This window comes from bacterium, assembly GCA_024228115.1.
Classification (GTDB): Bacteria; Myxococcota_A; UBA9160; order UBA9160; family UBA6930.
This window is the reverse complement of the sequence record JAAETT010000370.1, coordinates 1-14,550: the sequence shown is the minus strand read 5'-3', so window position 1 is coordinate 14,550 and position 14,550 is coordinate 1. Positions and strand designations below refer to the sequence as shown.

At 67.0% G+C, this 14,550-nt stretch carries 13 protein-coding genes and 1 tRNA gene; 6 read left to right on the top strand and 8 right to left on the bottom strand.

Annotated features, from left to right (window positions below):
- Positions 1-153 precede the first annotated feature (153 nt).
- Positions 154-1,572: an ABC transporter ATP-binding protein gene (locus GY937_16220; GenBank protein ID MCP5058250.1), complete on the top strand. Its 1,419-nt coding sequence runs from the start codon at positions 154-156 to the stop codon at positions 1,570-1,572.
- Between the two features lie 329 nt (positions 1,573-1,901).
- On the opposite strand, the gene GY937_16215 is transcribed toward GY937_16220, so the two are convergent.
- Positions 1,902-1,978, bottom strand: a tRNA-Met gene (locus GY937_16215).
- Positions 1,979-2,152: 174 nt separating this feature from the next.
- Here GY937_16215 and GY937_16210 point away from each other — a divergent pair.
- Positions 2,153-2,761 (top strand): hypothetical protein, encoded by a 609-nt coding sequence (locus tag GY937_16210; GenBank protein MCP5058249.1) that lies wholly within the window; start codon positions 2,153-2,155, stop codon positions 2,759-2,761.
- Between the two features lie 5 nt (positions 2,762-2,766).
- Here GY937_16210 and GY937_16205 read toward each other — a convergent pair whose 3' ends face one another.
- From GY937_16205 to GY937_16195, 3 genes are read right to left on the bottom strand one after another with little or no spacing between them, the layout of a single operon-like run.
- Positions 2,767-3,123 carry a hypothetical protein gene (locus GY937_16205; protein MCP5058248.1) on the bottom strand — a complete coding sequence of 119 codons (357 nt, stop codon included), beginning with the start codon at positions 3,121-3,123 and terminating at the stop codon, positions 2,767-2,769.
- Positions 3,120-3,908, bottom strand: a complete 789-nt coding sequence (locus GY937_16200; protein MCP5058247.1) for a response regulator — start codon at positions 3,906-3,908, stop codon at positions 3,120-3,122. Before GY937_16200 ends, GY937_16205 begins: the two co-directional genes overlap by 4 nt.
- On the bottom strand, positions 3,905-4,354 hold the full coding sequence (locus tag GY937_16195) for a hypothetical protein (protein MCP5058246.1): 450 nt from the start codon (positions 4,352-4,354) through the stop codon (positions 3,905-3,907). The genes GY937_16200 and GY937_16195 overlap by 4 nt, the downstream gene beginning before the upstream one ends.
- Before the next feature lie 174 nt (positions 4,355-4,528).
- On the opposite strand from GY937_16195, the gene GY937_16190 reads away from it, so the two are divergent.
- On the top strand, positions 4,529-5,503 hold the full coding sequence (locus GY937_16190; GenBank protein MCP5058245.1) for an ROK family protein: 975 nt from the start codon (positions 4,529-4,531) through the stop codon (positions 5,501-5,503).
- Between the two features lie 18 nt (positions 5,504-5,521).
- Here the strand turns inward: GY937_16190 and GY937_16185 are convergent, their stop codons facing one another.
- The 4 genes from GY937_16185 to GY937_16170 form a co-directional block, all read right to left on the bottom strand.
- Positions 5,522-7,201 carry a hypothetical protein gene (locus tag GY937_16185; protein ID MCP5058244.1) on the bottom strand — a complete coding sequence of 560 codons (1,680 nt, stop codon included), beginning with the start codon at positions 7,199-7,201 and terminating at the stop codon, positions 5,522-5,524.
- A gap of 96 nt (positions 7,202-7,297) precedes the next feature.
- Positions 7,298-8,416 (bottom strand): tRNA guanosine(34) transglycosylase Tgt, encoded by a 1,119-nt coding sequence (tgt, locus tag GY937_16180; GenBank protein MCP5058243.1) that lies wholly within the window; start codon positions 8,414-8,416, stop codon positions 7,298-7,300.
- A complete protein-coding gene (gene queA / locus GY937_16175; GenBank protein MCP5058242.1) occupies positions 8,413-9,480 on the bottom strand; it encodes a tRNA preQ1(34) S-adenosylmethionine ribosyltransferase-isomerase QueA in 1,068 nt (355 codons plus the stop codon). Before queA ends, tgt begins: the two co-directional genes overlap by 4 nt.
- Before the next feature lie 8 nt (positions 9,481-9,488).
- Positions 9,489-10,811 carry a family 10 glycosylhydrolase gene (locus tag GY937_16170; protein ID MCP5058241.1) on the bottom strand — a complete coding sequence of 441 codons (1,323 nt, stop codon included), beginning with the start codon at positions 10,809-10,811 and terminating at the stop codon, positions 9,489-9,491.
- Positions 10,812-11,013: 202 nt separating this feature from the next.
- Between GY937_16170 and GY937_16165 the strand changes: the two genes are divergently transcribed.
- The 3 genes from GY937_16165 to GY937_16155 are packed head-to-tail and all read left to right on the top strand — an operon-like array spanning position 11,014 to position 14,414.
- Complete coding sequence (locus GY937_16165; GenBank protein MCP5058240.1) at positions 11,014-13,032, top strand: lytic transglycosylase domain-containing protein; 2,019 nt, start codon at positions 11,014-11,016, stop codon at positions 13,030-13,032.
- Complete coding sequence (locus GY937_16160; GenBank protein MCP5058239.1) at positions 13,029-13,991, top strand: hypothetical protein; 963 nt, start codon at positions 13,029-13,031, stop codon at positions 13,989-13,991. The genes GY937_16165 and GY937_16160 overlap by 4 nt, the downstream gene beginning before the upstream one ends.
- A 6-nt stretch (positions 13,992-13,997) precedes the next feature.
- Positions 13,998-14,414: a hypothetical protein gene (locus tag GY937_16155; protein ID MCP5058238.1), complete on the top strand. Its 417-nt coding sequence runs from the start codon at positions 13,998-14,000 to the stop codon at positions 14,412-14,414.
- Positions 14,415-14,550: the final 136 nt, after the last annotated feature.

Here is a 14,550-nt window from a genome sequence, read left to right as displayed (position 1 = left end):
GATGATCGGACTTCTTGGCATGCTTGGTCATGGTGGCGGTTCCTTCTTGGTGTAGTGACCCCCTCCGTAATACACGGAGGGTGAAGGAGCCGCCGCTCTCAAACTCTCAGAAAATCAACCGGTTCTGGGACATCCCCACTCCGCACGCGTCTGATGCAGTCCTTTCAGAGCACGCCCTACGAGCTCCACCTGCTCCGTCACAGCACGGAATCCATGCAGTCGGTGCTCGGCCACGTGAGCCAGTTCTCGACGCAGTGTCTGCTCGTGCTATTGCGTCTGGCGGCCGAAGGCTGCGTCACTCTCGCCGTGCTGGGCCTGCTGGCCTGGGCGAGCCCGTCAGCCCTGGCCCTCCTGGTCGGACTGCTCGGCGGCACAGGATTCGCCTACGACCGGCTCTTCCGCCGACGAATCCGCGAAGCAGGCACCGAGATTGCGAACGCCAACGTCCAGATGTACCGCGGCGTACAGCAGGGGCTCGAGGGCCTCCGGGAGATTCGCGTGCTCGGCTGGGAGCCGCACTTCCTCGCAGAGGTTCGAGAGGGCGCGAGCCGTGCGGCGGAGGCCGCGGCACGCTATCAGATCCTGCAGGTCGCGCCACGCTACCTGGTCGAGACCCTTCTGATCACCTTCGTCGTAGCCATCGTGCTCTTCGCCGAGATGCGCGGCGAAGGGCTGATCCGCGTTGCGCCGCTTCTCGCGATGTTCGGCGCAGCGACGCTGCGCCTCGTGCCGTCCACGAACCTGCTGCTCGGCGGGCTGAGCCAGCTGCGCTTCTCTCGTCACGCAGTCGAGTCCCTGAGTCGGGATCTCGCTCGCGCCGAGTCCATGCCGGCGGCTCGCCGCAGCGCGAACCGCGCGCGCGACCCCGAGCCGCTCGAAACCCTGGAATTCCGCGGCGTGGGCTTCCGCTACCCGGAGGCAGCGCATGCAACCGTGTCGGACATCGATCTGGTGCTTCGCCGAGGGGAATCGATCGGGCTGGTCGGGCCCTCGGGATCGGGCAAGACGACCCTCATGGACATCATGCTCGGCCTCCTCGTACCGCAGCAGGGCGAGGTCTTCTTCAACGGACGACCGTTGTGCGAGGATACCCGCGCGTGGTTGGACCAGGTCGCCTACCTGCCCCAGACCGGCTTCCTGATCGACGACACGCTTCGACGCAACATCGCACTCGGAGTACCCAACGCGGAGATCGACGAGCGGCGCCTGTCGGACTCGGTCCGGCAGGCGCGTCTTGCCGATCTCGTCAGAGAGCTTCCGAAGGGGCTCGCCACGACCGTCGGCGAGCGCGGCACGCGCCTCTCGGGGGGACAGCAACAGCGCGTGGCGCTGGCCCGTGCCTTCTATCACGGACGCGACGTGCTGGTGATGGACGAGGCCACGAGCGCCCTCGACCCGGCCAGCGAGCGCGAAATCGTCGAGGAGATCGGGCGCCTCAAGGCCGACAGAACGCTCGTCATCATCGCCCATCGCCTCACGACCGTACGGTACTGTGACCGCATCTATCGGCTCGATCGTGGTCGCATTGTGAGCTCGGGCCCGTTCCGCGAGGAGGCTTCGGATGTCGCGTGAGCCCCGTCGACTGAGCCGCTTCGTCGCGACCCGAACCGGTCCTCGCAGCACATTCGACGTGGTTCCACCTGACACAAGCCGGCGCGGGTACCACGAGGCGACGCATCGATTGGCTCGGTGATGTCGCCTTGGTGCGCGAAGGTGGGTGTCGCGTGGGTGCCCAGGTGAGGGAGTGACAGAGAGCCTACGGCGGGTGCGAGGCGGCGATTCCGGTCCCCACCACCACGCCAGGCCCCTGGCCCCTGGCGCATCCGGTCTCGATTCCGGTCCCCGCCCCGTACCTGGAAACGAAGAGCCCCCGGAACCGCGTGCGATTCCGAGGGCCTACATGGTAGCGGGGACAGGATTCGAACCTGCGACCTGCGGGTTATGAGCCCGCCGAGCTACCAGACTGCTCCACCCCGCAACAAATCTGGGATGCGCAGACTAGGCGTGGATTCACGGGGAGTCAAATGGGGTAGCTGCTCACGCATTGCGTCGAAACTGCATGTGGAGTGGGGTGCCAAGGGTGCGAAAAAGTGACACTTTTTGTCACCGTAAAGGCACTATCCACTAACGGTAAATGCAGGAGAAGCTGGACATGCTGAGTAGAAACGTGTGGATCCGTACCGGTCTGGGGATCGCTCTCGTAGCGTTGGCGGCCGCGCCGGCGAGTGCAGGGACGGCCTATCGCTACACCGCGGCCGATGGAAGCCTGGCGTTCACGGACGATCTTGAACGGGTTCCCGAAGCCCGTCGCGAGGCGACCGATGTGGTCGATACCAAGCCGCTTTCAGAATACTCCCGGCTCTCGCCAACCCACCTTGCGGCGGCCGAGGAGCAGATTGCGCGCCTGGAAGAGAGAAGCGAACACCTTCGGAAGATCATCAGCTTCTCCAACGCGGAGCGGCTCGCAACGGCAGCGGCGCGGAATGGCCATCCGTCGGCAACTGGACCGGGATCCGCACCGGGCTATCAGGCGACGGTCGAAGTCGACGGTGCAACGATTCAGCTTCCCGCTGCGGGAACCGGGGACGGGCCGATCGTGGTCGAGCAAGTCCGCTCAGTTCGCAAGGGCAAGAACATCACCCAGATGAGTACGGTGGTCCGTCAGGGCGACGAGGTCCTGATGGTCGTGTTCCCGTCTCCCCACCTGCAGATCAACTCCAACGATTTCGTCCGGGAAGACGACCTCCTCGAAGGTCGATAGCTTCGTCAGGGGCTCGCGGGGGCTTCGTAACGGCGTAGCAGGCCGGGAGGTGCGCCGGCCGTGCGAGCTTTCTCGAGCGTCTCGGGCCAACGAACCTCGGCGTCCTCGAGGGCGGCTTTGGCCTCATCGATCTCGGCGACCAGCTCGCCCTTCTTTGCGCCGCGAGGTCGGTGACGTTGGCGCCAATCCTGGTACGCGTATTCGGCCTTGGCAACGCGCGAACGCGCAGCAAGGAGGGAAGCGTGGGCTTCGTCGAGGATCTCGGTCCAACGGGCCGAATCGTCCTCGCTCCACGTTCCGGCGCTCGCCAGGCTGGCGGGAACCAGCAGAGCGAGCATCAGCAGTCCGACCTTGAAACTCATCGAACCGCTCCCGCCCAGGCGTCGACCGTGCCCGGGGAATATCGCTCGTGGACGTAGCCATCGAGCGTGTTCAAGGTGGCGCCATCGAGTTCGAGAAATCGCATCCCAAAACCTTGAACGCTGCGAGCACGGCCCGGCTGTCGCCACACCGCCTTGGCCGTCGGAGCCAGGGGCTTGTTCTCGTCGGGCAGGGTGAACTCGACCGTGAACTCGGCGCCTTGCGGCGGGAGCCATTCGGCATGGACGAAGAGACCACCCCGGGAAAGGTTCACCACGCGACCCTCGATCTCCCGCTCGGCCCCCTGCAGGCGGGCAGGCGTGTCGCACGGAATCCGCGGTAGGCCGCGCGGGCCGCCGGGTACCAGCATTCGCGAGACGGCATCCACCAGGGCGGTCCGGGAAACGGGCTTGCTGATTACATCGCTGGCGCCCGCACGAACGGCCAACGCGTGCTCTTCCGGGTCTCCATTCGAGACGAGGATGACGGGGAGCGAGGCATCGCCTGTGAGTTCACGCAGCTCGCGGCACAAGGCGTCGCCAGTCGTATCCAGTAGACGGAAGTCCAGAACGGCCACGTCGATCGGGCGGGTGGCGACGGCCTCCAGGGCTTCGCTGCCACAACTGGCCGTCCGAATGCTCCCGCAACTGGAAAGGAACATGGATTCGAGTTCGACGAACATCGGTACGTCGTCGACGACGAGAATCTCCGGGAGCTCTACCGGAGGGGTCTCCGGCTCAGCGACCTCCGACCTGGCTGCGCCCGATGCCACAGCTTCAGCACTCACCGTGAGGCGATTCCCAATGCCCTGCGCAGGAGATCGACTTCGAGGGAGACCATCCAGACGCGGGTGGTCTCATCGAAGCTCCAGTCCTGCAGGATCTCGATGGTGCGCTCGATCGGTGAACTCATCGAATAGCCGCGGAAGCGCACGAGAACCTTGGCGTGGTTCTCGTCCACGGATTCGACGCTCAGCGTCTCGTGGTCGGTCAGCCGCAGCTCGGTCAGGCTCGGAGCAAGGGTTTCGAACTTGGCCCGCTGCTCCGTGACCACGAACTGGGCCGCCTTGTCGATCAGCCCCCAACGCATGTACTGAGTGAATTCCCGCTGGGTCTCCCGCAGACGAGCACGATCGTTGTAGGGATCCTTCAGATCGATGGCGCAGCCGCCGAGTATTCCTAGAAGGGCGACCGCGAAGCCGAGTTGGCTGCAGCGCTGAATCAGGCTGGACATGGTTCCCCCGGGTCGCGGGCTTTCTGTGGTGCAGATCACGCCGCACTTTGCGGCACGCGTTTGTCTTTTCCGGATCGGCGTCGCTCGGCGCGAACTTGAGCTGGGGCCCATCTGGCCCGCGTCGCCGGCGTGGGCTGCTAGCCTGCGCCCTCCATCCAGGGAGGGCCAGAATCCATGCTGCTCGCAGGCATCGACATAGGCGGCACCAAGACGGCCTACGCCCTGGCGGAAGACACGGGCGGAGGGGCAGCCGCAGCCATCGCAGCCCGCAGCCGCCGTCCGACCGAGCCCTCGGAGGATGTGGAAACGGATCTGCGCCGAATGGCGGAAGATCTCCGGCAACTCATGGCCGAGCACGGCGCCTCGCCTCGGGATCTGGGGGTCGTCGGCGTCTCCGTGGCCGGCCCCGTCGACGTGGAAGCGGGCGAGGTCCTGACGCCTCCCAATCTGCCCCATTGGGACCATGCGCCGGTGCGCGAATTGCTCCAGGCCGAGCTCGGCTGCCCGGTCCAGCTCGACAATGACGCCAACGCCGCGGCGCTGGCGGAATGGCACTACGGGGCCGGGCAGGGCACCCAGCACATGGTCTACCTCACCATGTCCACCGGCGTCGGTGCTGGGCTCATCCTGGGCGGGAGGATTCATCGGGGCGTGGCGTGCAGCGCGGGGGAAGTCGGGCACATCCCGATCGAGTGGGATGGCGAACTCTGTCACTGCGGTAAACGCGGCTGCCTGGAAGCGTATATCGGCGGAGCGGCGTGGGCCGAGCGGTTGGCGCGGATCACGCCCCAAACCAGTCGCGTCGCGCTGTTGGCGGGGCCAGACGGCTCCCCACGGCCCGAGCATCTCGTACGAGCTGCCCGAGAGGGCGATGCTTTCGCGCTTTCCGAGATGGCGCGCTTCAACGACTACCTGACCCGTGGAATCGTCCACCTGGCATTCACACTGGCGCCGGAATGCGTAGTGCTGGGCACGATCGTCACGGCCGCAGGCGAGGATCTCTGCCTCGTCCCGGTTCGCGAGCAGGTCCGTGAACGGACCTGGCCCGCGGTGGGCGAACAGCTTCGCATCGAGGCCAGCGCTCTCGGCGAGGACCTGCCGTATCTCGCGGGCCTGGCCGTCGCCCATGAAGCCCGGCGCCAGGGCTGAAGCCCGCCCGCCGGTTCCTCAGCTCTTCTCGCCTCGTGTTGCGTCGGCCAGCGTGAGCGCCTCGGCGTGGAGCCGCCCGAGCTGCTCCTGGAGGGCCTGGGTGCCGGTGCCGCGCTTCCGCGCCACCTCGAGGATCTGATTGACCGCGCCGGACATGGAACCGCTGGCAACGCCATGCCCTTCGGTGTTCTGTTGGATCGAACGGATCATCTCGCCGATGGCGCTGATGCTTTCCGTGATGAAGCGGCCCGATTCACGCTGCTCCTCGGTGGAGCGGTGCACCTGACGGCATAGCTCCAAGGATTCCTCTGCATTGCGAAGCAGGGTCTGGCCCGCACCGGATTGTTCGATCATCGCCGTCGAAATCTGCTGCACCATCGAGGAGGTGCGTTGTACGGCCTCGGTGACGTGCTTCGAGTTGCGGCTCTGCTCGGTCGTCGCCCGAGCAATCTCGCTAACCCGCGCGCTCGCGTCCTTCGCGGAAGTCCGAATTCGAGAGAGATCCTCACCCGCCTTTCGCGAACGTTCTACGCCCGTCTCGACCGATCGGATGCCCACCGCCATCGCTTCGACCGCATTCCCGGATTCGTCCTGCACCGCCTTGATCAGGGCTTCGATCTCACCGGTACTGGACGCCGTGCGTTGGGCCAGGATCTTCACGTGGTTGGCGACGACGGCAAATGCCTTGCCCTGCTCACCCGCCTGGGCGGCAATGATGGCGGCGTTCAGCGAGAGCAGGTTGGTCTCGTCGTTGATCGAACCGATCACGTTGACGATTTCACCGATCTCACCGATCCGCGAGGCCAACCGTTCGAGCACGGCCTTGGCGCCCTGGGTCTGATCGCGGATCTGGGCGATGCCATCGATCGTTGCCGTCACGGCAGCGCTGCCTTCCTGGGCTCCCGTGCTCACACGATCCGTGAGTTCCGCGGCGTCGGCGACGTGGGTCGACACTTCCTGGATGGCACGATCCATCTCGACCATGGCCGAAGCGGAGTCTTCCGCCATCGACTGCACGGTGTCGGCACTATCGGCCACCTGTCGGATGCTCGCGCTGATTTGATGGACACCGGTCGTCGAGGCATCAGCGGCCTGATGAAGGGAGCCGGCGATCCGCGCCACCTCTTCGTTGGTGCTTCCCATCTCGAGGATCGAAGCCGAAGCTTCCTCCGCCGAGCGCGACAAGCTGTCCACTTCCTCGTTGATGCTTCGAATCGAGGTGTTGATATGCGCCAGGAGAGAAGCCGCTTCCTCGACCGATTCGCTGATCGCCTCGCCACTTTCATCCACTTCGCGGTTGCTCTCCGCAATCTGCGCGGGGAGGACCTGAAGGGTCTGAAGGAAACGCTCCACCGATGCATCCAGGGTTCGCTGCCCGCCGATGAAGCGGCCCAGGGCTTCGCCGAATTCGCCGAGATCATCGAGTTCTTCCGCTTCGATGGCAGCAGGTCCGGTCTCGGCAAGGCGTTCCACCACGGACATGGCGCGGGTCGCGCTTTGGCGAAGGGGCGCCGCGTTGCGGAGCTCCACCCAGCCGGCTCCGGCCGAACCGATGAGCACCCAGAGAGCCGTGATCCAAAACGGGAAGCCAGCCGCGGAAAAGGCAAGGGCGACCCCGCCGACGGCAGCCGCAGCCAGGCCGGACGTCGGCAGCCTGGGCGTCAGTTTGATGGAAGGGCGCGGCTGCAATCCGGCCATTTGGAACGCTCTCCTCCTGCAGCCGGATTCGGCGCTCCCCGATTCCAACTTGAGGAAAGCTCCACGTTCTTGGGGCCTTGGCAGGCCGGGTCGCCGCTAGCCGAGGCGGAGATCCGCCAGGGCGATGATCTCATCGCGAAGAGCGGTGAATTGCCCCCGCGCGATCGCGTCGCGTGCCCGTTCCATCAGCCGCAGCGTGAAGCGCAGGTTGTGGAGGCTCGCCAACCGGGCACCGAGGCTCTCGCCGCTCCGGAGCAAGTGGCGAAGGAACGCCCGGCTATGCATGGCACACGTCGGGCAATCGCAGTCGGGATCGGGCGGGCTTTCGTCCCTTGCGAAGCGCGCGTTGCGCACCACGATCTGCCCCTGGCTGGTGAACAGCAGGCCATGTCGCGCATGGCGCGTCGGTACGACGCAGTCGAACAGGTCGACACCACAATCGATGGCACGCACCAGATCCTCGGGCTTGCCGAGACCCATCAAGTAGCGGGGGCGTGCGTCCGGAAGCTCAGCCTGGGCCTCGCAGATGGCTTCGCGGCGGTCGTCGTTCGTTTCGCCCAGGCCGAGCCCGCCGTGGGCATAGCCGTCGAATCCAAGAGCCGCGGTCTCCCGGGCGCTCTCCCGCCGCAGGGCGGCCGTCGCGCCACCCTGGATGATGCCGAACAGGGCCTGGTCCTTGCGCACGTGGGAGCGCCGGGCGCGCTCCGCCCAGCGAAGGCTCCGGGCCTGGGCCGAGGCTGCTCTCGCGGGATCGGCAACCGCCTCGGGTACGCACTCATCGAGCACCATGGCGATATCGGAGCCCAGCGCGGCCTGGATCTCGACGACACGTTCGGGCGTCAGCTGGCGCCGCGTTCCGTCGAGGGCCGATGAGAACGTCACACCGTCTTCGTCGACTTTCACGCGATCCGAGAGCGAGGTGATCTGGAAGCCGCCGCTATCCGTGAGCCAAGGCCGATGCCAGCCGGTGAAACCGTGCAAACCACCGAGGCCTTCGATCACCGCCTCCCCCGGCCGTTCGTGCAGGTGATAGGTATTGCTCAGCGCGATCTCGGCCCCCAGGTTCTCCAGATCGACCGCGTCGACCCCTCGAACCGCGCCATAGGTGGCGACTGGCATGAAGGCGGGCGTCTGGATGACGCCGTGGGGAGTCGTGAGGCGGCCTGTTCGGGCGTTTCCGTCCTGGCCCTGGAGTTCGAAAGGGAGCGGGTTCACTGGATGAGCATCGCATCGCCGTAGGAATAGAAGCGGTAGCCGGCTTCGATCGCCTCCGCATAGGCTCGCAGCACGTGGTCTCGCCCGGCGAATGCGGCCACGAGCAGCAACAGGGAGGACCTGGGAAGATGGAAGTTCGTCAGCAGCCCGTCCACGATCCGGAAGCGGGAACCCGGCCGCAAGAAGAGCCTCGTTTCGCCGCGGCCCGCATCGACGCAGCCATCTTCACGGCCGCAGCTTTCGAGCACACGACAGCTGGTGGTCCCGACCGCGATCACCCGGCCTCCTCTGCGGCGGGTGGCCTCGATCGCCCGAGCCGTCGCATCCGGTAGCTCGTAGGGCTCTGCGTGCAGCTCGCCCGTCTCGAGACTCTCCGGGCTGATGGGGCGGAACGTGCCGGGCCCCACGTGGAGGATCACCTCGGCCCACGCGACGTCGGCCTCGCCCAGCCGGGCCAGGAGATCGCGAGTCAGATGCAGACCCGCGGTGGGGGCTGCGACCGAACCGGGGCTGCGGGCATAGACGGTCTGGTAGCGAGCCGGATCGCGGGCGTCCGCTGTGGCACGCCGGATGTAGGGCGGCAGCGGGGTTTCGCCGAACCCATAGGGATTCTCGCCCTCCGCCAGCTCGAACGTCAGGACGGCTTCGCCTCGTTCGCCAACGCTTTCGACACGGGCCGTGCACGTTCGGTCGTCGCGCTCGAAGACGAGCTCGAGGCCGACGCGAAGCCGGCCCGAGCAGCGCACCAATGCGCGATAGCCATCGCCCTCCGCAGCACCCAGGAGGAGCGCTTCCGCCGCACCTCCACTGGCCTTGTGGCCGCGCATCCGCGCCGGCTCGACTCGGGTTGCGTTTCCCACGAGCAGATCGCCGGCGCGCAGCCAGTTCGGAAGGTCGCTCACCAGGCCATGGCGAAGTTCTCCGCTCTTCCGTTCCAGGCCCAGCAGCCTGGCGGCGTCCCGCGGCTCAGCCGCGATCTGGGCGATGCACGCTTCGGGGAGCTCGTAGTCGAACTCATCATCGATCGTCGAGTTCACGGCTTCCTCTGAGGCGTCATCCCTCATCCAAGATGTCACTCGGAAGGGAGACCCCCCTCGCGATCCAGCTCAGGCGCGGGAGCCTGAGCGGTCCCAGCTGGCGCACCAGGATCCGCGGCAGCCGGGGCAACGGGATCGGCTACGGCCGGCACCGGCGGATCGACTGCAGGGGCGGGCGTCAGCGCTTCCAGCAATGCCGGATGGGCGGCAATATAGTCCCAGGAGAAGAGGGCGCTGCCGAGGCCACCGACCTTCTCGACACGCTCGAGTTGGGCCATGGCCTGATCGGGCTGGTTCGCAAACAGCCAGGAGCCGAGCCCGACCCAGATTTCGCGTCGCACCCCGAGGCCCGAGAGCGCCTCGACGCCATGGCGAAGGAGCGTCGCATCCCGCGTGTAGAGCATGGGCACAGCGAAATCGAGCAGGCCGTCATCCAACCAACTCGCCCAGTCCTGGAAATCCACCAGATAGGCACGCTCCCGGTCGGCGATCACCGCAGCCGACAGGCGCAAGCTTGGCTGCTCGGCTCGTGCGCTGCGCCCGATCGTGGCGACGAGCTGGGTCAGTTTGGCGCGGCGCCAGTCGTCCCAGCGGTTGGCGTTCAGCAGGCTCTTTCCCTGGGGCGCCGCGAGCCCGGTTTCGCGCTGGAATCGAAGCCGCGAGAACTCGCCGTAGCCAAAAGAGAGGCCCACTCCGAAGCGCGTTCCTGGTGAGTAGGGCAGGACATCCGGGTACCTGACGTAATCGAGGTGCAGGCCGTCGAGGCCCGGGTATCCACGCACGAGTTCGGTGAGGGTCTCTGCGAGGCGCTCAGCCACGCCGGGAGCCGCAGGGTCGAGCCAGACTGCGGGGGTTCCCATCCGATAGTGGGTGCGGTCCGGCTGCGGAACCTCGAACTCCGGGTAGTCGAGGATCGACCGCCCGTGCTGGTCGACTGCGACTGCCCCACGGCCCAGATCCCGCAGCAGGGGCCCTTCGGCGTGAGCGGCCAAGGAGAGCAAGTTCACCCAGGCGTGCACGCGGAAACCGGCTTCGTGAGCCCGCGAGATCAGCACCTGGAGCGCGTCGCGTTCGCCCTCTCGGAAGGTCGCTGCGTAGGGAGCGCGATCCGCCAGGCTCGAATCGAACCAGGCCCGTCCGCCTCGGTAGACCTGCACGAAAAGGTCGCTCACACCCATCGCGCGGGCGTCGGCAAGCAGCCTGTCGACCCGTTCTGGATGCTCGAGAACACGCTGGGAGCCCTCGCAGAGCACCCACAGGCCGCGGGGCGAACTCTCCCCACGGGCCTCCAACGCCAAAGCCAGGGGCAACAGCAAGAGGAGCGCGAGCGCACGCCGGTTGACATGCCGCGAGATCACGCAGGAAGCTCCGAACTTGAAGGCACGCAACGTCGTCGAAACCTAACCGAGGGCGACGGCGATGACACGACGAACCGGAAGACCGCCTGCGGACGGGGCCCAACCCGTTGGCGGCTCCATTGACACGGGCTCGCGTCCCTTCACACTGCGGATACGGGGGGCGTCGGTGGCGCGTTCGAGGTCTGGGCAGGCAGCATTGAGAGTGTTCGCACCGTTTGCCGCGGGGCTCGGGCTGTTCTGGATGGGCGCCGCCAGGGACGCTCCCAGCAGCCCGGCGGAAGGCTTACAGCTCGGTCTGCGGGCCCTGGAGGAAGGAGCTCCCGCCGAGGCGCGCATGCGGTTCGCAGAGGTGCGCGAGCGTTGGCCGGTGGTCGCCGACCACGCGGAGCAGCTGCGCATCCACGCCCTGAAAGAGACCGGCGAACCCCCTGAGATCATTGCCGCAGGGCACGCCTTCCTCAACCGGCATGGTGCCTCGCCGGTGGTCGGCCTCGTCTGGCAGGACATCGCCGAAGCCCACCAGGCACTCGGCCAGCTGGCCGATGCGCGCGCGGCATGGCGCGAGGCCGCAGGCCATACCGAGGACGAATCCGAACAGTTCGCCCTGGCACTTGCCGGCGCTCGTTCCTGGGAGGCCGAGGCCCGCTTCGCGGAAGCTGCGGCGATCTACCGGGAGCTGTGGAGGGATCGGCCAGCGGTGAAGGGGAGCGAAGCGGCCGAAGCCGGGCTGCTCCGCACCGAAAGCCGGCTTGGTCGGCCCCAGCGCGGAGCCGAAGATTGGGCGGAGCGTTCGGCCCGGCTCGAGGCGGCTTATCACAACGAGGCGGCCCTCGAAGCTTGCAAGCGTGCGCTCTCACTAGCGCCAGCGGAGTCGGAGGCTCGCGGAGCTCTGCTGCTTCGCCGCGCAAGCCTGTTGTTTCGCCTGCGGCGCTACCCGGAAGCCGTCGATGCCTTTGCAGCGCTCCCGCCGGACCCGGACTCCCGATTCTGGCATGCGCGCTCACTGGCGCGAAGTGGCAAGATTTCCGAATCGGTGCACGGCTTCCTCGCGGTGGCCAAGGCGGCGCCGCCCACCCTCGCGGCCCGGGCTCGCTTCCTTGCGGGAACGCTCCTCGACGATGACGAACCCGAGGAAGCCCGTAGCCTCTTCGAACAGGTCGCCAAGCACGCGCCCGCCGCCGAACAGCGCAACGAGGCGCGCTGGCGGCTCGCGTGGGCGGCCTACCGTGGCGATCGGATGGCCGACGCGACGCGACACCTCCGCGTGCTTGCCGACGATACGCCGGATCCGCTCGACGCCCTGCGCGCGCGCTACTGGCTCGCCCGTTCTCAACAAGCCACCGCGCCAGAGCAGGCGAACCAGGCGTTGACGAAGCTCGCCCGCGAGGTGCCCTTCACCTACTACGGGGGGCGCGCAGCCGACCAGATCGGGTTCGACCTTCCAGGTCTTGCGCCGACGGTGGGGCAGATGCCGGGCAGAACTCCGGCGGGTCGACTGCCGGCCGTGCGTCGCCAGCGGGTAGAGATCCTGGTCGACGCCGGGCTTCGAGAATCGGCGAGCCTCGAACTCGATGCGCTTCGCGAGCGAGTGCGTCTTCGCAAGCAGGCTGATCGCATCGCGTTTGCAAAGCTGCTCACCCGGGCTGAGCGCTACCACGACGCGGAGCGATTGATCCTCGATTACGATCTCTGGCAGCTCGCCCAGGGACCCGACCGCGGGGACGACCTGGCCGCCTGGCATCTGGCGTGGCCGCGTGCGTTCCGGACAGCGCTCGAGCCAGCAGCGGTTCGCCACGAAGTGGAGCCCGAGCTGGTGTACGCCGTCATGCGCGAAGAAAGCGGCTACCGCCCGGAAATCCTGTCGACGGTCGGGGCCCAGGGGCTCACGCAGATCATGCCGGAAACCGGCGAGCGCCTGGCGAAGGAGCTGGGCCGGGAACCCCTCCGCCCGCGAGAGTTGCTGCTGCCGGCGACCAACCTGGAGCTGGGTGCCTACTACCTGAGCCGCTTGCTGGAGCTGAGCGGCGGCCGGCTTTCGGCGGCCATTGCCAGCTACAACGCCGGGCCCGGTGCGGTCGGCCGTTGGCTGAAACGCGACGGAGGGCTGTCCGACGATGTCTGGGTCGAATCGATTCCCTACCGCCAGACCCGACGCTATGTGAAACGCGTGATGCGAAGCGTACGCGTGTATCGCTCGCTGCCCGCCGAGAGCGGCTCGTGAACGGGCGGGAGCCGGTCTGGCACTTCCCTTCGCCATCCGAGAAGGCTCTGGATGTTCTGGGGCTCGGCGAGATCTCGCTCGATCAAGTGGCACGGCTTCCGCGTTTCCCGGGCTGGGCGAGCAAGATGGCCATGAGTTCCTGGGAAGAGCACCCGGGCGGCCAGATGGCCACCGCGCTTCTCACCTGCGCCCGGCTTGGACTCCGCACGCGTTTGCTCGGGAGTGTTGGCGAGGATGATGCGGGGCGCCGCGCCCTGGAACCGTTGCGCAAGGCCGGGGTTGCGTTGGATGGCGTTCGGGTGCGACCCGGCGTCCGCAGTCGCGGCGCCATGATCCTGGTCGACGAAACGAGTGGTGAACGAACGGTTCTCTGGCACCGGGTCGCAGAGCTGGCCGTCTCGGCCGATGAAGTCGTGCCCGAAGAGATCCAAGCCACCCGGCTGCTGATGGTCGATGCCAGTGATCTGGAGCGTTCCGTCTGGGCGGCTTGCCAGGCGCGAAGCTCGGGTCTGCCCGTGGTCGTCGACGTCGACAGCATGGACCCGGATCCGTCGGCGTTGCTCGGGGTGGCAGCGTTCCCGATCGTGCCCGAGAGCTTCGCCAATGCCCTGGGCGGGGTAGACGCCGCGCTCGCCGACCTGACGCGCCGCGGTGCGCTGCTTCCGGTCGTCACCCGAGGCGAGCGAGGGGCGGTGGGCCTTTGGAAAGGCCAGCGCCTCGAGGCACCCGCCAGAGCCGTTCAGGTCATCGATACCACCGGCGCCGGGGACGTCTTCCACGGCGCCTTTGCTTGGGGCCTGCTCGCCGGCCACGGGCCGGATCGGCTGCTTCAGGTGGCCAACGCGGCGGCGGGGATGAGCTGCCGCGCCAACGGGGCGCAGGGTGGAATTCCTTCGCTCAGTGCGTTGGAGGGCTTTCTCGAAGCGGCCGATCTGCCGATAGGGGAGGACGGGAGGTGATCGCCCATGTCCAAGACGCAACGGAACGGCGGAAACGTCGTGCCCCTGCTCCTGTTGGTGGCGCTGCTACTGGCGGGGGGTGGCTACAACTATTGGCGGAACCTGCAGACGGAGCCGCCGCGACCGTATCGCAGCTACGGAGACGCTGAGCTCGCCCAGCTGATCGCGGCCTACGAGGGGGACGTCGACCGGTTGGATGGCTCCGTGCCAGGCGGCTCGTCGGGATCATCCGGCCCGACAGGTGCGCTCCTCAAGGATCGGGTCAACGCGTTCGAAGCCGCCCAACGCAGAGGCAACGCCCACCGGAGCGCGGTCTCAGAGTTGGCCGGGCAGGAGGGAATCCTCCGCGAGCTCCTGAACGAGAAGCAGAAGCGCTCGGAGTCGCCGGCGTCGGTCCACATCCGGCGTTTGACGACGATCTAGTCCCTTGTCACACCAAAAGCTGGGGGTAGAGTCGTCGCAGTTTCACGCGGGCTTGTTGGGTCGTGAATTGCCAGTCGACGCCCTTCGTCGTTCGGTTGCGATCGTCTTGCCAGGCTTGGACTTGGCGCGTGAGATC